20 protein-coding genes and 5 tRNA genes are annotated in these 19,556 nt (G+C 47.7%); 14 read left to right on the top strand and 11 right to left on the bottom strand.

Annotation, left to right across the window (positions count from 1 at the left end; translation table 11 throughout):
• Window positions 1-240 precede the first annotated feature (240 nt).
• On the top strand, window positions 241-2,463 hold the full coding sequence (locus J2Z28_RS21045; protein ID WP_244988441.1) for a Tex family protein: 2,223 nt from the start codon (window positions 241-243) through the stop codon (window positions 2,461-2,463).
• A gap of 179 nt (window positions 2,464-2,642) precedes the next feature.
• Here J2Z28_RS21045 and cmpA read toward each other — a convergent pair whose 3' ends face one another.
• Window positions 2,643-2,786, bottom strand: a complete 144-nt coding sequence (cmpA, locus tag J2Z28_RS21040) for a cortex morphogenetic protein CmpA (protein WP_017690033.1) — start codon at window positions 2,784-2,786, stop codon at window positions 2,643-2,645.
• Between the two features lie 181 nt (window positions 2,787-2,967).
• Window positions 2,968-3,324, bottom strand: a complete 357-nt coding sequence (locus J2Z28_RS21035; RefSeq protein WP_105597708.1) for a hydrolase/acyltransferase — start codon at window positions 3,322-3,324, stop codon at window positions 2,968-2,970.
• Between the two features lie 119 nt (window positions 3,325-3,443).
• On the opposite strand from J2Z28_RS21035, the gene J2Z28_RS21030 reads away from it, so the two are divergent.
• From J2Z28_RS21030 to J2Z28_RS21010, 5 genes are all read left to right on the top strand, one after another.
• Window positions 3,444-3,905: a SprT family protein gene (locus tag J2Z28_RS21030; protein ID WP_211084151.1), complete on the top strand. Its 462-nt coding sequence runs from the start codon at window positions 3,444-3,446 to the stop codon at window positions 3,903-3,905.
• 137 nt (window positions 3,906-4,042) lie between these two features.
• Window positions 4,043-4,750, top strand: a complete 708-nt coding sequence (locus J2Z28_RS21025) for a response regulator transcription factor (protein WP_211084150.1) — start codon at window positions 4,043-4,045, stop codon at window positions 4,748-4,750.
• Complete coding sequence (locus J2Z28_RS21020) at window positions 4,728-6,344, top strand: sensor histidine kinase (protein WP_211084149.1); 1,617 nt, start codon at window positions 4,728-4,730, stop codon at window positions 6,342-6,344. Before J2Z28_RS21025 ends, J2Z28_RS21020 begins: the two co-directional genes overlap by 23 nt.
• 90 nt (window positions 6,345-6,434) lie before the next feature.
• Window positions 6,435-6,510: transfer RNA gene (locus J2Z28_RS21015), tRNA-Asn, on the top strand.
• Window positions 6,511-6,516: 6 nt separating this feature from the next.
• Window positions 6,517-6,605: transfer RNA gene (locus J2Z28_RS21010), tRNA-Ser, on the top strand.
• A gap of 222 nt (window positions 6,606-6,827) precedes the next feature.
• Here J2Z28_RS21010 and J2Z28_RS21005 read toward each other — a convergent pair.
• The gene (locus tag J2Z28_RS21005) at window positions 6,828-7,526 is read right to left on the bottom strand and encodes an ArsR/SmtB family transcription factor (protein WP_211084148.1); all 699 of its coding nucleotides are present in this window, start codon (window positions 7,524-7,526) and stop codon (window positions 6,828-6,830) included.
• Window positions 7,527-7,633: 107 nt separating this feature from the next.
• Here J2Z28_RS21005 and J2Z28_RS21000 point away from each other — a divergent pair, with 107 nt between their 5' ends.
• Together J2Z28_RS21000 and J2Z28_RS20995 are read left to right on the top strand one after the other, a co-directional pair.
• On the top strand, window positions 7,634-8,293 hold the full coding sequence (locus tag J2Z28_RS21000) for a flavin reductase family protein (protein WP_244988440.1): 660 nt from the start codon (window positions 7,634-7,636) through the stop codon (window positions 8,291-8,293).
• Window positions 8,294-8,386: 93 nt separating this feature from the next.
• A complete protein-coding gene (locus J2Z28_RS20995; protein WP_211084147.1) occupies window positions 8,387-9,058 on the top strand; it encodes an MgtC/SapB family protein in 672 nt (223 codons plus the stop codon).
• A 64-nt stretch (window positions 9,059-9,122) separates the two neighbouring features.
• Here the strand turns inward: J2Z28_RS20995 and J2Z28_RS20990 are convergent, their stop codons facing one another.
• Entirely contained in the window at window positions 9,123-10,019 is an 897-nt protein-coding gene (locus J2Z28_RS20990) for a Cof-type HAD-IIB family hydrolase (protein WP_211084146.1), read from the bottom strand.
• 4 nt (window positions 10,020-10,023) lie between these two features.
• Window positions 10,024-10,800 carry a DeoR/GlpR family DNA-binding transcription regulator gene (locus tag J2Z28_RS20985; protein ID WP_211084145.1) on the bottom strand — a complete coding sequence of 259 codons (777 nt, stop codon included), beginning with the start codon at window positions 10,798-10,800 and terminating at the stop codon, window positions 10,024-10,026.
• A 306-nt stretch (window positions 10,801-11,106) separates the two neighbouring features.
• Between J2Z28_RS20985 and J2Z28_RS20980 the strand changes: the two genes are divergently transcribed.
• The 4 genes from J2Z28_RS20980 (at window position 11,107) to J2Z28_RS20965 (ending at window position 12,055) form a co-directional block, all read left to right on the top strand.
• A tRNA-Glu gene (locus tag J2Z28_RS20980) sits at window positions 11,107-11,178 on the top strand.
• 106 nt (window positions 11,179-11,284) lie between these two features.
• A tRNA-Lys gene (locus tag J2Z28_RS20975) sits at window positions 11,285-11,360 on the top strand.
• 17 nt (window positions 11,361-11,377) lie between these two features.
• Window positions 11,378-11,460, top strand: a tRNA-Leu gene (locus J2Z28_RS20970).
• A gap of 169 nt (window positions 11,461-11,629) precedes the next feature.
• Window positions 11,630-12,055: a helix-turn-helix domain-containing protein gene (locus J2Z28_RS20965; RefSeq protein ID WP_211084144.1), complete on the top strand. Its 426-nt coding sequence runs from the start codon at window positions 11,630-11,632 to the stop codon at window positions 12,053-12,055.
• Window positions 12,056-12,163: 108 nt separating this feature from the next.
• Here the strand turns inward: J2Z28_RS20965 and J2Z28_RS20960 are convergent, their stop codons facing one another.
• Genes J2Z28_RS20960 through J2Z28_RS20935 form a run of 6 tightly spaced genes read right to left on the bottom strand, consistent with a single transcriptional unit; the run spans window position 12,164 to window position 16,947 of the window.
• Window positions 12,164-13,135, bottom strand: coding sequence for an urease accessory protein UreD (locus tag J2Z28_RS20960; RefSeq protein ID WP_211084143.1), 972 nt, complete (start codon window positions 13,133-13,135; stop codon window positions 12,164-12,166).
• Window positions 13,041-13,760, bottom strand: a complete 720-nt coding sequence (ureG, locus tag J2Z28_RS20955; RefSeq protein ID WP_211084142.1) for an urease accessory protein UreG — start codon at window positions 13,758-13,760, stop codon at window positions 13,041-13,043. The genes J2Z28_RS20960 and ureG overlap by 95 nt, the downstream gene beginning before the upstream one ends.
• A 33-nt stretch (window positions 13,761-13,793) precedes the next feature.
• A complete protein-coding gene (locus tag J2Z28_RS20950) occupies window positions 13,794-14,489 on the bottom strand; it encodes an urease accessory protein UreF (protein WP_211084141.1) in 696 nt (231 codons plus the stop codon).
• Window positions 14,490-14,522: 33 nt separating this feature from the next.
• Complete coding sequence (gene ureC / locus J2Z28_RS20945; protein WP_211084140.1) at window positions 14,523-16,241, bottom strand: urease subunit alpha; 1,719 nt, start codon at window positions 16,239-16,241, stop codon at window positions 14,523-14,525.
• Window positions 16,238-16,627, bottom strand: coding sequence for an urease subunit beta (locus tag J2Z28_RS20940; protein ID WP_211084139.1), 390 nt, complete (start codon window positions 16,625-16,627; stop codon window positions 16,238-16,240). The genes ureC and J2Z28_RS20940 overlap by 4 nt, the downstream gene beginning before the upstream one ends.
• 17 nt (window positions 16,628-16,644) lie before the next feature.
• The gene (locus J2Z28_RS20935) at window positions 16,645-16,947 is read right to left on the bottom strand and encodes an urease subunit gamma (protein ID WP_211084138.1); all 303 of its coding nucleotides are present in this window, start codon (window positions 16,945-16,947) and stop codon (window positions 16,645-16,647) included.
• Between the two features lie 261 nt (window positions 16,948-17,208).
• Between J2Z28_RS20935 and urtA the strand changes: the two genes are divergently transcribed.
• A complete protein-coding gene (gene urtA, locus J2Z28_RS20930) occupies window positions 17,209-18,459 on the top strand; it encodes an urea ABC transporter substrate-binding protein (protein ID WP_211084137.1) in 1,251 nt (416 codons plus the stop codon).
• A 182-nt stretch (window positions 18,460-18,641) separates the two neighbouring features.
• On the top strand, window positions 18,642-19,547 hold the full coding sequence (urtB, locus tag J2Z28_RS20925; RefSeq protein WP_036610830.1) for an urea ABC transporter permease subunit UrtB: 906 nt from the start codon (window positions 18,642-18,644) through the stop codon (window positions 19,545-19,547).
• Window positions 19,548-19,556: the final 9 nt, after the last annotated feature.

Raw genomic sequence — 19,556 nt, 5'->3', positions numbered from 1 at the left:
ACCGAGAAGCGTCGTGATGACGTTTTTCGGTCTTTTTTTGCTGCAAAGGGGAAGGCTGGAGGATGACATCATTCTGTCAGAACTTGTATGCTTGCGGATTGATGGAAATCTGGACGTGATTCTGTGATAATATAGGGTAGAGTGGAAGAAACAAATGGTTCAACTATACTGTAATTACAGCAGCAGAGCTGCCCTGAAATGATTGTAACGAACGATTCAGGAAGGAAAGAGGGATTTATTTTGTCTGAACAGGAAACGGTTCTGGAACCCAATGAAGAAACAATAAAGGCAGAACGCCATGAACGAATCATCAAACAGGTAGCCAAGGAACTGTCACTGTCCTTGAAGCAGGTCCGCACAACGTCGGAGCTTCTGGACGAAGGCAATACGATTCCATTTATCGCCCGCTACCGTAAAGAAATGACTGGAGAGCTGGATGAGAACCAGCTGCGATCGATTGAAGAACGCATTGTTTATCTGCGCAATCTTGAGGATCGCAAATTGGAAGTCATCCGTATTATAGAGGAACAGGGCAAACTGACCGGAGAACTGAAGCAATCCATTACGCAAGCTGTGAAGCTGCAGGAAGTGGAAGACTTGTATCGACCCTACCGTCAGAAGCGGAAAACGCGTGCCAGTGTGGCCAAGGAAAAAGGTCTTGAGCCCCTTGCTGTATGGATCTGGGGTCAACCGAAACAAGGAGATGTACTCCAGGAAGCTGCGAAATATATCAATGCTGAACTGGGTGTAGAAGATGCGGAGTCGGCGCTTCAGGGAGCCAAAGACATTCTCGCGGAGAATATCGCAGACGATGCTGCCATTCGTGCCTGGATTCGTCGGTACACCTTGGATCACGGGATGCTGACTTCAGAAGCGAAGGATGCTCAAGAGGAGTCCGTGTACGAGAATTATTATGATTACCGCGAATTAGCCAAAAAAATGCCTCCACACCGTATTCTCGCAATTAATCGCGGTGAACGTGAGAGTATTCTGAAAGTCGGCTTGGACGTACAGGCAGAACCGGCCCATCGCCATATGGAAGGACAGATCATTCGTGGTGCTTCTGCCGTGCAGGATATCCTGCGTGATGTGATTGAAGATGCATACAAGCGGCTGATTGCGCCTTCCATCGAGCGTGAAGTTCGTGGAGAACTTACGGAAAAAGGTGAAAATCAGGCCATATCGGTATTCTCGGCCAATCTGCGTAACCTGTTGCTTCAACCGCCGATTCATGGCAAACGTGTGCTGGGTGTCGATCCGGCCTATCGTACCGGTTGTAAACTGGCTGTAGTAGATGATACGGGCAAACTGCTGGAAGTGGCTGTGACTTACCCAACGCCACCACACAACAAGAAACGTGAAGCTGCCGAAGTATTCCATCGCATGATCAAGCAATATGATATCGGACTGATCGTCATTGGTAATGGTACCGGATCACGTGAGACGGAGCAGTTTGTTGCCGAGATCATTCAGGAGAACGGTGATGAAAGTCTTGTGTATCTGATTGTTAACGAAGCAGGCGCGAGTGTATATTCTGCATCCAAACTGGCCCAGGAAGAGTTCCCGGATCTGGATGTTGCCGAGCGTAGTGCAGCTTCCATTGCACGTCGTGTACAAGACCCGCTGGCGGAGTTGGTTAAGATTGATCCAAAAGCCATTGGTGTGGGTCAATATCAGCATGACGTATCCCAGAAGATTCTGGAAGAAAGCCTGAAGGCTGTCGTGGAATCCGCAGTTAACCATGTGGGTGTGGACGTGAATACGGCTTCACCTTCGTTGCTGTCATACGTTGCCGGAGTTAATGCTACGATTGCCAAAAACATCGTGAAGTACCGCGAAGAAAATGGCCGGTTTACGAACCGCCGTCAGCTTCAGAAGGTGCCACGTCTGGGTGCGAAGACTTATGAGCAGTGCGTAGGATTTATGCGTATTGGTGAAGGTGAGAATCCATTGGATCGTACACCGATTCACCCTGAGTCTTACAAGGTAGTGGATCAGCTGTTCAAGGAGCTTCAGGTTGCACTGGACAAGCTGGGCAGCAAGGAACTGTCGGTATTACTGTCAGAGCAACAGCCAGAACAATTGGCCGTGAAACTGGACGTAGGTGTGCCTACATTGCGTGACATTCTGGACAGCTTGCAGCGCCCGGGTCGTGACCCGCGTGAAGAAATGCCGTTGCCAATCTTCCGTACAGATGTATTGAAAATTGAGGATCTGGTGGAAGGCATGGAGCTGCAAGGTACGGTTCGGAACGTTATTGATTTTGGTGCCTTTGTTGATATTGGGATTAAGAGTGATGGGCTTGTCCATATTTCACAGCTCAGCAACGGGTATGTTAAACATCCGATGGACGTTGTGTCTGTCGGGGATAATGTAACGGTCTGGGTTATGAGTGTGGATACCAAAAAAGGCCGTGTTGGCCTTACGATGAAGAAGCCTGCTTCTGCGCAACAGCCTTCTTAAATAGTAGGATTGGAGAACAGCCTTCCCTAACCAGGAAGGCTGTTTGTTGTCGACAGTAATAGTCCCGTTGTCCGTTCTAATTCCTCTAGTAAGTACGGTGGGCAATATGTGCATTTTCTAAAGTGCGTGTTCAAAAGGCCATCTTTCGTAATCCAAAGCAGACTTTTATGAACAACCTCTTAAAGTTCGTTCTCCGCGCTGCGTGGTGTGCCATTTGCTGGTTTGTTACGATAAAAGAACCAGCATTCGTTCAGCAACTTGATTTGCCGGCTGTCCTTTTTGTGAAATGCACGCATCAGTTGATTGCAAAGCCATTGAGGCAAGGGTATCTCCTCCTCTTGCATAATTCATCTGTACGTTAGCATATGTGGCAATAGCCTGGACTGTGCGGGATAAGTGGAGGCCTCCAGCAAATCAATCTGGTTCACTCAAAAAAAGCACAAATCCCAATTCAGGGAAATGTGCTTTTCGTTCTCATCATTATAAAATGATACCAGCGGTGAATTAGAGAGCTTCCATCTCTTCTTCATACCATTGTTCCAATTGGGCCTGAAGAGCCCGGATTTCGGTAAGCAGAGAAATCAAAGGATAATGGCTTTCACGTAGTGCTGCAAAAGATTCTTCAAGCGCATTGATATAATCAAGGCCGCCGATGATAGTAAGATTTTCGTTTAGGAGATCGAGGCTGTCACATTCGGCGATCGCCCAAGGCAGGACAGGGACATCTGCTGCAGTGAGTTTATCAATTTCCTTGTGCAGGCGCAGGTTGAGCGCACTGAGTTGATAGGCGTAATCTGCGGGCATTTCCACGAACTGCAAGTGTTGTTCCTGCTGCAGGATGACATAGCGCATTGTAGGCATAACGAGTAATAATCTCCCCTCATACATTCTACTTGACAGTGTAGCCTACGAAACGGTTAAAATTCAAGTATTATACCGGAAAAACAAATGCTCCGAGGGGGTGCAAGGAGAGGATATCGATGGAAAATGAGGAATTGCAACAATGGATTGAACAGGTATCACTGGATCATTTCGGAGTGCCGTTCACCCATGAAGCGTTGTTTAACAGTCGCCTGACCACGACGGGGGGGCGTTATATGCTGAAAAGTCACCGGATTGAGATCAATCCGCATCAACTCGAAGCCTATGGGCGAGATGAGGTTGAGAAAATCATCAAGCATGAGCTGTGTCACTATCATCTGCATATTCGTGGGCGCGGCTATCAGCATCGTGATCCGGAATTCAAGGCTTTATTGCAGAAGGTTGGCGGCTCGCGTTACTGCCAATCACTTCCTGACGGCAAAGGCAGAAAGCCGCTGCCATATCGTTATAAGCTGGTGTGCAAGAGCTGTGGTACGGAATATTTGCGCAAGCGGAAAATAGATCCGAAGCGTTACCGTTGTGGTCGTTGCTCGGGAAAGCTGAGCCTTCACGACATATAGTAATTTTTTTTTGGAGTATAGTGCGGATGGATCTTAAGAAATTTGTAAATCTTTTGTTGGATTTCCTGTCATTTATCTGATGTAAACTGTTCATCAGTCCACATAATCCAGTTTAAAAGAAAAGGAGGAGTGCCCCTTTGAAGGCCCACAGTGTATTGGTTGTTGATGATGATCCCGATATCAGCAATGCGATTGAAATATATTTGCGTAGTGAAGGAATCGGGGTTTACAAGGCGTCGGATGGGGAAGAGGCATTGCAAAAGCTCCAAGCCCATTCTGTTCAGCTCATTATTATGGATATTATGATGCCTGGATTGGATGGACTGCAGACGACACTTGAAATTCGTGAAACCTGTAATGTTCCGATCATTATGTTATCTGCCAGAACAGAGGATTATGATAAAATTGTGGGTTTGAACATCGGTGCGGATGATTACATAGCCAAGCCATTCAACCCATTGGAACTTATGGCAAGGGTAAAGTCCCAGTTACGACGCTTCACCGGCCTGGGTGCGCAGATAAATCAAAGTTCCGAAGACGCAGAACACGAGATTCAGGTTCGTGGCCTAGTATATAACAAACAGAAGAAAACAATGACCTTGGAAGGAGAAGATGTTAGGCTGACGCCTACCGAATTTCATATACTTAGGCTTTTTATGGAGAATAAGGGCCGGATATTTGCTATTGATGAAATTTATGAACGTGTATGGAAAGAGCCTGCCTTTCAGCCGGAGAATACAGTCGCTGTTCACATCCGCAGAATCCGTGAGAAGATTGAATTTAATCCCAGAGAACCCAAATATATAAAGGTGGTGTGGGGTATTGGTTACAAACTGGAAGAATAATATGCTGGCTTACGGAGTTCGGATAGCAGCAATGATTTGTTTTACACTGGTGTTTATGAAGCTTGCATCATTGAGGTATGAGATGCGATTCATTTATAAAGATTGGAATGTATCTGGTGTTATACCTTTGATCCTGCTCTTAGTCATTGGTACGGCGTTACTTGTGACTGCGAATCGTATTCCTTTGCCTGAGAATAGCAAATATCGGAAGGTGACAATCTGGTGGAGTGAGAAACTTTCCTTGGATGCACATTTTATTACCTTATGTATAGGGTCCTTTCTACTGTTAAAAGTACTAAACGGGGTGACTTCAGATTATGGGATAACTCCTTACTTTTTCACTCGTCGATGGATAAATGATATTTTTGTTTATTTTATAGGCATGTTCATCGCTGGTCTCGGAGTGTGGTTTGTTGGTGTGCATGTAAGGGGGGCTGTCCGGTATATCGGGAATATATCCAGCCATAGGCCAATACGAAACGAGATATGGGTATGGAAATGGTACAGTTTGGTGAAAAAGATTTTGGAGCAAGGCGAGGCGACTGACAAAAAAAGAATTCAGCGTTTAATCTTATTATGTATGGTGCAATGTCTTATGCAATTAGCGGTTATTTCTCTCGCGTCCATTAAGTCTTCAATGGTCACTCCATTTGTGTTTTTGACAGTTCTGATTAGTGTTTTCTTGGTATATAGTATGTTTCAACTGATTCATGTGGCGCAGCAACTTACGCAAGCGGCTAAGGAAATGGGAGAAGGCAGGTTCAATGTGCAGTTCCCAGAGCATGTAACAGGCATAATGCAACCATTGGTGACACAGATGAGCGGAATGAGACAAGGGCTCCAGAATGCAATGAAAGAACAGGTTACGAGCCAGCGTATGAAATCCGAGTTGATCGCTAACGTTTCTCATGATCTGAAAACACCTGTAACCTCTTTGGTTAGTTATATCGATCTGCTTAAGCGCGATGAGGGCACAGAGGAGGAGAAGGCTGGATACATTCAAGTTCTGGAGCGGAAAACGCAGCGTCTGTGTTTGTTGGTGGAGGACTTATTTGAAGCAGCGAAAATGGCGAGCGGAGATGTGGAACTTCATTTAAAACAGATAGACATGGGGGAGTTACTTCGACAGGCTGTAGCAGAATATAGTGATTCGTTCGAGCAGGCAGAGTTACAGATAAGGATTCGAGAGGAGACTGAGCCTATATACGCAATGGTGGACGGCAGCCGGATGTGGCGTGTTATGGAGAATATGTTGGGAAACGTTTTGAAATATGGTCTGCCCCAATCCAGGGTCTATATTGAACTGATCGAACAAGGAAATCAAATGGAGTTTACGATCAAAAATGTATCCGCATACGAGATGGAGTTCTCATCGGATGAGATTTTTGAACGTTTTAAGCGTGGGGACCGTTCCCGTTCAACGGAGGGCTCAGGTCTAGGCTTGTCCATCGCCAGAAGCATTGTAGAATTGCATGAAGGTTCTATGGGAATACAAGTGGACGGAGACGTATTCAAAGTAAGTGTTTGCCTTCCACGAGCAGACAGGGACATGATCCAAAATACTACCCAACTGGCGATGACCTCTTCCTTCTGAGAGGAAGAAAGCAATACAATTAGGAAATATTGACAGGTCTGTTGACTTGGATTATTAATCATGATAGATTAATCTTATTCAAGTTAATTTTCCCTGATAGCTCAGTTGGTAGAGCACTCGACTGTTAATCGAGTTGTCACAGGTTCGAGCCCTGTTCGGGGAGCCATTTCTTGGAGAGATACCCAAGTGGCTATAAGGGGACCCTCTGCTAAGGGGTTAGACTGCGTAAGCGGTGCGAGGGTTCGAATCCCTCTCTCTCCGTTCTGAATTAAACTTCTCTGCAAAGGGATGAGAACCCTAAAGGTTCGTCGGAGCATAAGCTTCGTTAGCAATACTTCGCAGTCTCGAACGAAGTGAGAGTACTCCTCTTTCTCCGTTCTGATTGCACAAAAAATCCCCTTCACATTAGACCGGTTAACGGTCAGTGTGAAGGGGATTTTTTGCGTTTACTGATCTTTGGTTATCCCTCGTATACGCTTATGCTTAAAGTGAAATGCTCAACATCTCGTATAAACCTTTCTTGCCTGCTTCCGTTACTTCGACAGAGCGACTTCCTGTTTTTTGACGAATCCAGTCCAGTTCCGACAATCGATGTCTGAGTTGTTCCCCAAGCATACCTGAGAGATGATGACGGCGTTCGCTCCAATCCAGACATTTGCGAGCGATGGCACGGCGTGATCCCGGCTTCATCTGAAGTTCAATTCCAAACGTAGTGAACCACTGCCTTCCTTCCTCTGTAACTTGATAATCCTTGCTGTGTGCCTCTTCGGGCTCTGCAAGATAACCCTTCTGTACTAAGGCTTCACAGAGCGAGATTCCCAATTTCCCGGCCAGATGACCATAACAGGTCCGTGCATGACTCAGTTGTTGAAGCTGATCGGATTGTTTGAGAGAGCGGATCTGTACAGGCGGGGCAATACTGGCCATGCTTTCAATCAGATTAGCAATTTCTTTGTTTGCAAGACGGTAGTATCGATGGCGTCCTTGTTGTTCAACTTCGAGTAATCCTCCCTCTACGAGTTTAGCTAGATGGCTGCTTGCCGTCTGGGGAGTGACACTTGCCATATGAGCAAGCTCTCCTGCGGGCAACGCACGGCCATCCAGTAAGGCTGACAGAAAAATAGCGCGGCTTGGATCAGCGATTAACGACGCAATAACAGTAATATTCGGATATACATTCATACTTCGATCATACCTGAACTATTACTGTATTACAATCGAGTTGTATCGTCCCATATGGGTCAGATTGAGCTTATAAATTATTGGAATGGGAACAGGAGAGGTACAGGATGAAAAAGATAACGAAACAGGACTTTGCTACAGAGCAGTTGTCCGCGAGTCCAGAAGTGATTCAACATGAGACGATTAATCCCAGTATTTTATATTATGGTACGCCTGTAGTGCTGCTAAGCACATTAAATGAGGATGGATCAACCAACCTGTCACCATTATCCTCGTCTTGGGCACTGGGGGATTGTCTGGTTCTCGGTCTAGGTACACAAGGCAAAGCCTATGAAAATCTGAGTCGACACCCGGAGTGTGTAATTAATCTGCCGGATGCGACCATGTGGAAACAGGTTGAGGCATTGGGTCGTTATACGGGAGTTACCCCGGTTCCTGAGGAGAAAAGGAAGATGGGCTATGAATATTGTCCTAATAAATTCACTGTAGCTGGACTGACATCCGAATGCTCGGTTCAGGTGGCACCAGATAAAATAGTTGAATGTCCGCTCCAGATTGAAGCGGCTGTACAACACATACGTATTCCCGAACATACACCGTTCATGGCGATTGTTGAAGTGAAAGCGTTGAAGGTGCACGCGCACACAAGACTAATATCTGGACCGAACAAAATTAATCCAGAGGAATGGCATCCGCTGATATATAATTTCAGACATTATTTCGGATTGGGCAAGAGACAAGGGGAAAATTTCCGGGCAGAGAATTGACCTGAGTAGAAGTTCTTTATTAGTCATGTAAAGATTGGGTAATAGTAAAGATAGACTCATGTAAGCATATACATAATGAAAGAGGTGATGTGCATGGAAGTGGAATATTTGATGCGTGTACTCATAGCTGGAATATGTGGTGTGCTAATCGGATATGAGCGCAAGAACCGAATGAAAGAAGCGGGAATCCGTACTCATTTTGTGGTCGCCGTTGGTGCTGCCCTGATGATGATTGTATCGAAATACGGATTCCAGGATCAGGCTGGCTGGGACAATCTGTCTCTTGACCCTTCAAGGATCGCTGCACAAGTCGTTAGTGGTGTGGGGTTCATTGGAGCGGGCATGATCTTCACACAGCGGCACACGGTCAGGGGATTGACCACAGCGGCTGGCATATGGGCTACGGCAGGCATGGGACTTGCTGTGGGTTCAGGTCTGTATTGGACGGGTGCAGGTGTGACACTGCTTATTGTCGTGGCACAGATGTTACTGCATAGACCCACACGCTGGCTGGTATCCGCCCGAACAGAGACGTTAACCATCCATCTGCAAAATGAGGGAGAGGCCCTGAAGACTGTTTTGGCACTGCTGGGACAGGAGAAGATCTCAGTCATCGGATTTAAGACTGAACAGCAAACAAGCACAGACTCCATGGAAGAGACTATGCTTGAGTTCACGTTGCAACTACCGGGTTCATACCGGGGCGAGCAACTGATTATTTTGTTACAGGACGTGCCTCACGTTCGATCTGCGGAGTTAAAATGAAGAGAACCTGCATGGATCAACAGGTGACCATGCAGGTTCAGTGCTTAATTCAGTATGGGTTCGATTACTGACCTTCTCCGACAATCGTTTCTGGACGGGACACTGGTTTACCTTCGAGCAGGCACTCGATGGCATGGGCAACACCATGCTCCACATTGGTCAGCGTTATGGCTTTGGCTAATGCCTGGATTTCGGGTTCGCCATTACCCATGGCGATGCCGAGTCCTGCCATTTTTAACATGGAGACATCGTTGAAGTTATCGCCGATCGCTACTGTATCTTCCATGGAGATGTTCAGGTGAGCCGCCAGTTTGGTGAGGGCATTACCTTTGGATACGTCCGGGTGCTGCATTTCGAAGTTATGCTCAAAGGATACAACCATAGCGACATCGGATCGGGAAGCGAAGTATTCTCGTCCTGTCTTTACTTTGTCCGGATTCATGGAGAAGGCCATAATATTATAGATGTAGGCTTCTGCCGGAATTTCGAGATGGCTGTTTACGCGGTGGTAGTCTTTTTTGTCATAGTGTTTCTTGATGGAGCGAATCATGCGTGCAATGTCCTCACCAGGGTTTGAACCAAGAACACGTTCCATCTCGGCGAGCAAGGTCTCATGACTGCTACGCGGGGCATAGATGCCTTGTTGCGTTGAAGCCTCATAATAGACATCATGATCTTCCAGCCACTGCATGACGGAAGCTGCTGTGTCACGCTCGAGCGGAAGATGGAATAAACGTTCACCGTCTGCATCATGAATTGTCGCTCCGTTGGAGCCGATGATTGGGGTTTTGATTCCGCCTTCGCGGCTGATGGTCACAACATCGGAATAGACACGTCCTGTTGCGATGGTAACTTTCATACCGGATTGCTGGGCCTGTTGGATGGCTGCGGCATTCTCCGGGCTAATCTGGCTATCTATGTTCAACAAAGTTCCATCTAAATCTGTGGCAAATAATTTCATATATTTACAACTCCTTATCATCTGTAGGTTCAGGAATGAGAATCTCAACCTGTTGTTCGGCTAGAAAAACAAGCCATTCTTTGGTTGGCCATTGATCCGTAATCAATACATCCACCAACGACCAGTCGGCAAAACGATAACCATAACGTCTATCAAACTTGGATTGATCTGCAAGAACAACAACTTTCTTGGCAGCTTTCATCATTTGGTGTTTAATTTTCCCTTCCTCTTCGGAAGCACTGAAGCCATCCATGGTGATACCGCCAATTCCGATAAAGGCTTTATCTACATAATAGTGGGAGAGGGTCTCGATAACAGAGGTACCGTAGACATAACGTTGTTCCTTATCTACTTTGCCTCCGAGCAAACGAATCTGGACAGCAGTGTGATTGGAGAGAAGATCAGCGGAATGAATCGAATTAGTAATGATGGTACAGGATTTGCCGTTTAAGTTCTCGGCACAGGCTTGCACAGTCGTGGAAGAGTCCAGAATAATGATCTCGCCTTGTCTTACAATGGCCGCAGCGAGTTTGCCGATGGCCCTCTTTTCCTCAGATACATCGAGTAAACGGTCTTTGTAGGATCTGAATTCTTGCGGAGGAGGGGGGAGAATCGCGCCGCCACGTGTTCGGATAATGGCATCCTGTTCCTCAAGCTTAATCAGATCCCTGCGTGCAGTATCCCGTGATACATCAAACAAGGCGACAATATCATCGGCTGAGATGCGATTGTGTTTGCGTAGATGTTCAACAATGAGCTGCATTCGTTCTTCTTGAAACAAACATGTCACCTCCGAGTGTATGGATGACCGTACTTATACTGATACTTTAATTATAAGTATTCTTAATGTGATTTGCAATATTATAAGTGAACGTAAGTTTTTATAAGTGTTTTGATGGATGGTTTACATTATTCCTGCACGGGGATGACATTGGCATGAACGGGAGGTGGCTAATAACGGGGCTCTAAAGAGCAGTATGCAATGGACAAAAAGGCTTGAAAAATAAATTTCAAAAAAAGTATTGCAAGTTCAAATTGTCCTGTGGTATACTCATTCTTGTCGCCAAGAAAGACAACTTGTTATTAAGGCCCGTTGGTCAAGGGGTTAAGACACCTCCCTTTCACGGAGGTAACAGGGGTTCGAATCCCCTACGGGTCATATCTTCACCACCTCATGAGATCTACATTTTCGATGAGTAATCCTCAAAGTCATTGCTCTTATAGACAAGAATGAAGCATGGCACATCCGGTGAAGTTTACAGCAAGAGCCATTAGCTCAGTTGGTAGAGCACCTGACTTTTAATCAGGGTGTCGAAGGTTCGAGCCCTTCATGGCTCACCATTTTTACAATTGAATATGCGGTCGTGGTGGAATGGCAGACACGCTATCTTGAGGGGGTAGTGGGTGTATACCCGTGGAGGTTCGAGTCCTCTCGACCGCATCACAGCAACAATATAAGATAGACTTCTATGATCATTCATGGGAGTCTATCTTTGTGTTATACGATATACCTCATCCTGTTCCAGGTATATAAAGGCTGAGCATTCAGGAATAATGTGGTATAATTCAAGCAGATGAGTTGATTATTACGGTTGGAAGGCGGTTCTTGTATGCAGTCGATCTATGAGCGAATTGAACACCTGATTGCCGAACGAGGAATGACCAAGAAGGCTTTCTGTCAACAGCTGAAGATTAGCACAGGCAATCTGGGTGACTGGAAACGTGGCAAGTCTATTCCGAGTACGAATAAGTTAATTGAGATTGCTTCGTTTTTTGATGTGAGCCTTGACTGGCTCATGATTGGGCGTCCATCGAAGGAAGCGATGGTTCGGGAAAAACGGGAGGATTATTTTTTTGACGTTTTGCGGCAATTGAATTGCCAAGAAAGTGAATTATCGACTGTGGAACAGTCTTTTATCAGCGAATATATTGAGTTCACCCGTTACCGTAAATCCAAGGAAAGCAAGGATGCAGGCGACTATCGCTATAAACCTGAGAACAAATCAGATAACAATTCTGAGGAAAACGAAGCGTAAGTGATATGAGCAGCATCCATGGACTGAATGTGCAAAAACCTCTGGACTAATCCGAACACACTCGGAGACAGTTCAGAGGTTTTTTGGTGTTAACTATGCTTGATGCCCTTATTTACGAAAGACAAGAGTTTCTTTGCCCAGCAGATGGGGGCGGAGTGTGTTCCAGATATGAAGACACTGCTCCTGAAGTTCCCAGGCTGCCATGCCAAGGAGTCGAACACCGATGCCACCGGATGCCAGTAAACTTGCACCTGCGAGCATTCGTCCATCTGGTGGCAGCACAGATCTGACTTGCTCCAACTCCGCATTACCAAGCCCGGGGGCAATCATCCATAACGCAGCGGTATGTGTGTAGTGAAGGAGAGACGCTGAGTGTCTGGGATCATCGGTATCCGGTTCGAGTCCGAATCGATCCCAGACAGCCAGTTGTTCACCTTGCCATATCTCCGTCAAGCTGCGGTAACGCTCGAATTGGAACGCTTCTCCCCGATGAATCCGTCCGGCAGACCAGATATCTGCATAGGCCAGGATTGCCTGTTCTTCCAGCTCGAAGGTTACAGCGAGCGAAGAAGAACTTCCCTTGAAGGGAATGACGCATTCAGGAAAGTATTCCAGCGTGGCCCCTTTCCCCAACCGAAAGTGATGATTAACGGATGAAGGAATGGAAGGTGTAGGATGAAGTCGGGTAGCAGATGTGCTGCTCAGCATGACATGGGTGCCTTCACCTAACTCCCACTCGGAATGATAATGATCCCCGTTAAGGACTCCGGGCGAGACGTCTGACGTGTACACACATAATTCGGTTCCGCCTCCGGGAGGTCGAAAGGATCGGCTAAACCGGAGTGGTGCGCTGTAATAACGATCAGTCATGACCGTCCGGTCGCCTTGAAAGGCAAAGGTGGCCCGAAGCTCACTGCGGCGTGTGACGGGTGCACCTGCACTTTCATTCCTATTTATCTCTGTTCCCGTGGGGACAGAAGATGAATTAATGCGAGTGAGTGCCATGTTCATGGCTGTGTGAATGCAGATGTGCAGCGGAAGCATCGTCATCCATGTATTGATGTTCAAGCCAGTGGACAATCTCGGATACACCTTCACCGCTCATTAGATTAGACATGACAAAAGGGCGGCCTTCGCGTACCCGTTCGGTATCATTTTTCATAACTTCCAGGCTTGCTCCAACATAAGGGGCGAGGTCGGTTTTGTTGATTAACAGCAGATCTGAACGCGTGATGCCGGGACCGCCTTTGCGAGGAAGTTTCTCCCCTTGGGCAACGTCGATAATGTAGATGAACACATCAGCGAGTTCCGGACTGAATGCAGCGGAGAGATTGTCGCCGCCACTCTCGATGAAGATCAGTTGCAGATCCGGGAAGCGTTCAATCAATTCGTCAACCGCTTCGAAATTCATGGAGGCATCCTCACGAATAGCGGTGTGTGGGCATCCGCCAGTCTCTACACCGATAATACGCTCTGGTGCCAATGCGTTCTGACGCAGCAAAATCTCGGCATCTTCCTTGGTATAAATGTCATTCGTGATGACAGCAAGGCTATAACGTGTACGCAGTGCCTTGGACAGCTTCTCCACAAGGGCTGTTTTACCTGAACCTACCGGTCCACCAATTCCAATTCGCATCGGACGACTCCGATCAAATGTCTTACGTTCCCACTCCGGATGATGCGTATGATTAGCTCCTCCACACATAACAATTCCTCCTTGGTTAGATAAAAGTTGTAGTTAAGACATGAACAGCCGCGCGGGTAAGGTCTCGTGCCGCATGGCGTAGATTTCCTGGGCGATTCCGAAGCTGTGCATATCTTCCGGGTCATTTTCCCGAATGAGAGCCCATTCCGCTTCGATAACATCAAGCAGTTTCTGAATCAACATCTGCGCTTCCGTTTGTCCGATGGGCAGCAGGCGAAGTGCGCTGTTTACATAAGCGTTCACTGAGGTATACAGATGCCCGGTAACGGCTTCATCCAATCCAATCTCCAATTGATAGTTGATATAACCGTGAATGGTCGTGATGCCACAATACGCGCCGTATTCCTGTATGGCCTCATCAATTAGGGAAAAGTCCATCCATGGATAGAGTGAACGGGCGAGCTTGAGTAGTCGCTTTCCCATTTTGTGGCCGCTCTCCCTGAGTTCCCGAGGGGAGCGCTGGGCGTGCACACGTTTGTCATACAGGGCAAGTAGAGCGGCATCTTGCTGTTTTATCGCTTGATAGACGCCTTTGATGGCAAGACCATCTAGTCGCACGAGACTGGAATGAAGCTGGCTGCGAATAAACTGTTCAAGCTGCGCGGTATTCCGCACGGTGCCATCATGCGTGTAAGCTTCCAGACCGAAGGAATGGGAGAAGCCGCCGATGGGCAGGGCCGAATCCAGCAGCTGAACATAACGAAGTAGCTTCGTGCCACTATTCATCATGAGTGCCCCCTTATCAGCTAATCCGTATTCCTATCAAAACATAAAGTACCGCTGTGCCATAGGCAGCTCGTCTGCGGGTTCACAGGTGAGAAGCTCGCCGTCGGCGCGCACCTCATAGGTTTCGGGATCGACTTCAATAACGGGGGTGACGTCGTTGTGAATCATGTCTTTTTTGCTGACCGAGCGGCAGCCTTTAACGGGTTCAACCCGCTTTTTCAGGCCCAATGACTCTTTGATCCCCGCATCTGCTGCGGCTTGGGAGACAAAGGTGATCGATCCGCTGGCAATGGCGCTACCATAGGCTCCAAACATCGGTCTGCCAAATACCGGCTGAGGTGTCGGGATGGACGCATTGGGATCACCCATCTGGGCAAATGTAATCATGCCACCCTTGATGACAATCTCGGGTTTAACACCGAAGTAAGCCGGTTTCCATATGATTAGATCTGCCAGCTTTCCAACTCCCACCGAACCGACGAGATGACCGATTCCGTGAGCGATAGCTGGATTGATAGTGTACTTGGCGACATATCGCTTGATCCGATCGTTATCGGAGGGAGAATTCGGGTTGAGCTCAAGTTTGCCACGCTGTTTTTTCATTTTGTCGGCTGTCTGCCAGGTGCGGATAATGACTTCGCCCACTCGGCCCATGGCCTGTGAATCGGAACTGATGATGCTGAACACGCCAAGATCATGCAAAATGTCTTCGGCTGCGATTGTTTCGGGACGAATCCGCGAATCGGCAAAAGCTACATCTTCCGGGATGGAAGGGTCCAGATGGTGACACACCATCAACATATCGAGATGCTCTTCTACAGTGTTGCGTGTGTACGGTCGTGTTGGGTTGGTTGATGAGGGGATAACGTAGGACTCCCCAGCGGCCCGGATAATATCCGGTGCGTGTCCGCCACCAGCGCCTTCCGTATGGTACGTGTGGATCGTCCGGCCGTTGATCGCAGCCAGGGTGTTTTCGAGAAATCCGGTTTCGTTCAATGTATCGGTATGGATAGCGACTTGAACATCATGTTCCCCGGCGGCAGTCAGGCAGGCATCGATAGCACTAGGGGTGGTGCCCCAATCCTCATGCAGCTTCAGGCCGATTGCACCCGCTTCAATCTGTTCAATTAAAGGTGCGGTGCTGGAACTGTTGCCTTTGCCAAGGTAACCGATGTTCATGGGAAAAGCTTCTGCGGACTCCAGCATCCGGTGGATGTGCCAGGCTCCTGGTGTGCAGGTGGTGGCTTTGGTTCCTGTTGCAGGTCCTGTTCCGCCGCCGATCATGGTTGTGACCCCGGAGGATAACGCAGTCTGAATCTGCTGTGGGCAGATGAAATGAATATGGGTATCAATGCCGCCAGCAGTTACAATCATGCCTTCACCAGCGATGATTTCGGTGGAAGCACCGATAACTAGTGCGGGATGAACACCATCCATTGTATCTGGGTTACCGGATTTGCCAATGGCGCAGATGTGACCATCTCGAATGCCGATATCCGCTTTTACAATGCCCCAATGATCGATAATGATAGCGTTGGTGATAACAGTATCAGGAGTGCCGTCACTTCGCAGAGCAGTAGTAGACTGGCCCATTCCGTCGCGGATAACTTTGCCGCCCCCGAACTTGCTCTCATCTCCGTATACGGCATAATCATGTTCAATCTCTGCCCATAGTTCGGTATCTGCAAGTCTTACGGCATCGCCGGTTGTCGGTCCAAACATCGAAGCGTACTGTTCGCGGCTCATTCGTTTCATGAAGGTTCACCTCCATCTGGTATGGGAGGAGAGAACGTCTTCAGGAATGCCTCCAGTTTCAGTGGATCAGGAGCTTGATCCGCAGAGCCTTCGGTTAATCCGTTGAATCCGTGAATCTGGCGTTTGCCGCCAAAGGTCGTGAGTTCGACTGGTTTCTCTTCACCGGGTTCGAAGCGGACTGCGGTGCCTGCCGGAATGTGTAGGCGATGTCCAAAAGCTGACGTGCGATCAAAGTCCAGTGCTGCATTAACTTCATAGAAGTGAACGTGAGAGCCGACTTGGACGGGGCGGTCGCCGCGGTTAAGGACAAGGAGTCGTAGGGTTAAACGATCCGGATGACAGATGATGTCGTCATCTGGCTTCAAACGGTATTCACCAGGAATCATGTTTTCTCCTGCCTTTCTCAGCGTATAGGTTCATGTACAGTAACCAGTTTTGTACCGTCAGGAAATGTGGCTTCTATCTGTACTTCAGGAATCATATCGGGAACACCATCCATACAGTCTTCACGTGTCAGGATGGTGCCTCCGTATCTCATTAATTCGGCAACACTCATTCCATCCCGTGCTCGTTCCATCAGTTCGGAGGTCAACAAGGCGATGGCTTCGGGAACATTCAACTTGAGTCCGCGTGCTCTTCGTTCACGGGCGAGGTTAGCGGCCACGGTAATCAGGAGTTTTTCTTTTTCCTGCTCAGTCCAGTGCAAGGCAATCCGACCTTTCGCTTATAGTGTCTGATATGTTCATGAATCAAGTTATATGTTAAATATACTCACACAGGGTGATTTCTTTGTCAATAAGCTTCAAGGCTTATTAGCAGTATGCATGAAACGAGTAGGCATGAAATAAAATTATGTAAGCTATATTGACATGAAGAGTGTGACCCTCCATAATTTGGATCAACGAACATTTCGGACGCAAATGACCTTAATGTTCGTCAATAGACTAAAAAAAGGGAGTGTAGGCTATTGAAGAAGAGGTCGGTCAAGTTATGGAGTATTTTGCTCGGTGTGGTCATTGTGATGACAGGATGTGTGGAGGGCGTTGCGCCACCTGAAGCTTCGGGTTCAGGTGGTGCAGGAGAGCCGGCTGCATCCGGTGAACCGATTAAAGTTGGCATTCTTCACTCTCTCAGTGGAACGATGGCGATCAGTGAGGTATCTGTTAAAGATGCGGAGATGCTTGCCATTGAAGAGATTAACGCCGCGGGCGGAGTTTTGGGTAAACAGATCGAGCCTGTAATTGAGGATGGCGCTTCGGATTGGCCTACTTTTGCGGAGAAGGCTGGGAAGTTACTGCAACAGGATAAGGTCGCTGCTGTATTTGGAGGATGGACCTCTGCGAGTCGGAAGGCGATGCTCCCGGTGTTCGAACAGAACAAAGGTCTATTGTTTTATCCGGTGCAATATGAAGGATTGGAATCATCGCCAAACATTTTTTATACAGGAGCAACCACGAATCAGCAGATCGTTCCATCTGTAACCTGGTTACTGGAGAACAGGGGCAAGACGTTTTATCTGCTCGGTTCAGATTATGTATTCCCAAAAACGGCCAATCAGGTCATTAAGGCACAACTCGCAGCAGAGGGCGGCGAAGTGGTGGGTGAAGAATACACACCGCTGGGCCATACCGATTACAGTACCATCATAAGCAAAATCAAGGCTGCGAAGCCGGATATTGTATACAATACGCTGAACGGAGATAGCAATGTGGCTTTCTTCAAACAATTGAAGGATGCCGGAATCTCCTCGGATCAGATGACAACCCTCTCGGTAAGTGTGGCGGAGGAAGAAATCCGTGGTATTGGCGCAGACGTATTGAAGGGGCATCTGACTTCGTGGAATTATTATCAGACAACCGATACACCTGAAAATGCTACATTTGTTGCCAAGTATAAAGAAAAATACGGTGCTGATCGAGTGACAGCTGATCCGATTGAAGCGGGATATGTGGCGGTTTATCTCTGGAAAGCGGCGGTGGAAAAAGCAGGATCAACCGACGTAGAGAAGGTGAAGGCAGCTGCCAAGGGTCTGGAGTTTGATGCTCCGGAAGGTAAGGTAACCGTGGATGGAGAGAATCAGCATATCTACAAAACCGTACGGATCGGTGAGGTGCAGGAAGATGGGCAGTTCAAGGAATTGTGGAATTCTGGTGAGCCTGTCAAGCCGGACCCTTATCTGAAAACGTATGAATGGGGAGCTTCCCTCAGCGCTAAATAACATAGAAACCTCGCAATAAAACAGGTAACTCGCTTCAAAGCAGCCGAAACATAAACGAGGGTGTGACAACACATCCTCTTAACGTATCGCGGTAAAGCGTTACTGTAATATCAAAAATGTTACTGCCGCTAATTGAATTCATGTGAAATATCGAGAGTCACGGTATGGAGGAGGGGATAGCGATGGATATGTTTATCCTGCAGATGTTCAACGGTCTGAGTATCAGTTCAATTCTGTTGTTGATTGCATTGGGGCTTGCAGTAACGTTTGGGCTGATGAATGTCATCAATATGGCTCACGGTGAACTGATCATGATCGGTGCATATGCAACGTATGTAACACAAAATCTGTTTATGTCCTATGCTCCAGCGGCGTGGTTTGGTGCCTACTTTGTTGTGGCTCTACCGATTGCGTTCATTGTAGCGGCTCTGATTGGCTGGTTGCTTGAAGTGGTGCTGATCCGGCATCTATATGGCAGGCCGCTGGACAGTTTGCTGGCGACATGGGGTGTAGGCATGATGCTGCAACAACTGGCCCGTACAATATTCGGAGCACCCAATGTGGGAGTATCCAGTCCGGCTTGGCTCAATGGGGGATTGGCGATCTCGGATGGTATTGTATTTCCGTATAAACGAATTTTCATTATCGCACTGGTTGCGGTGGTGCTGCTGTGTATGTATCTCTATATCTATCGAACATCTTCCGGAAGACGAATGAGGGCTGTAATGCAGAATCGGAGCATGGCGGGGTGTCTTGGGATTTCGACCCGGCGGGTGGATGGCATGACCTTTGCGATTGGTTCGGGCATTGCCGGAATTGCTGGCTGTGCATTAACGCTCATTGGTCCGATTGGTCCTTCGCTTGGTACGTATTATATTGTGGATGCGTTCATGGTGGTTGTTTTGGGTGGTGTGGGAAAATTGGTTGGAACCGTGTGTGGTGCATTGGGGATTGGTATGTTCAACACGCTGTTCGAAACCTATACCTCGGCCTCCATTGGCAAGGTGCTTGTGTTTGTATGTATCGTTGCTTTCCTGCAATGGAAACCACGCGGATTGGTCGCGATGCGTACACGGAGTCTCGATTAACGTGAAAAA

Origin of the sequence: Paenibacillus xylanexedens (genome assembly GCF_017874615.1) — a bacterium.
GTDB lineage: Bacteria > Bacillota > Bacilli > Paenibacillales > Paenibacillaceae > Paenibacillus > Paenibacillus xylanexedens.
This window is presented reverse-complemented; position numbering and strand designations above follow the sequence as displayed.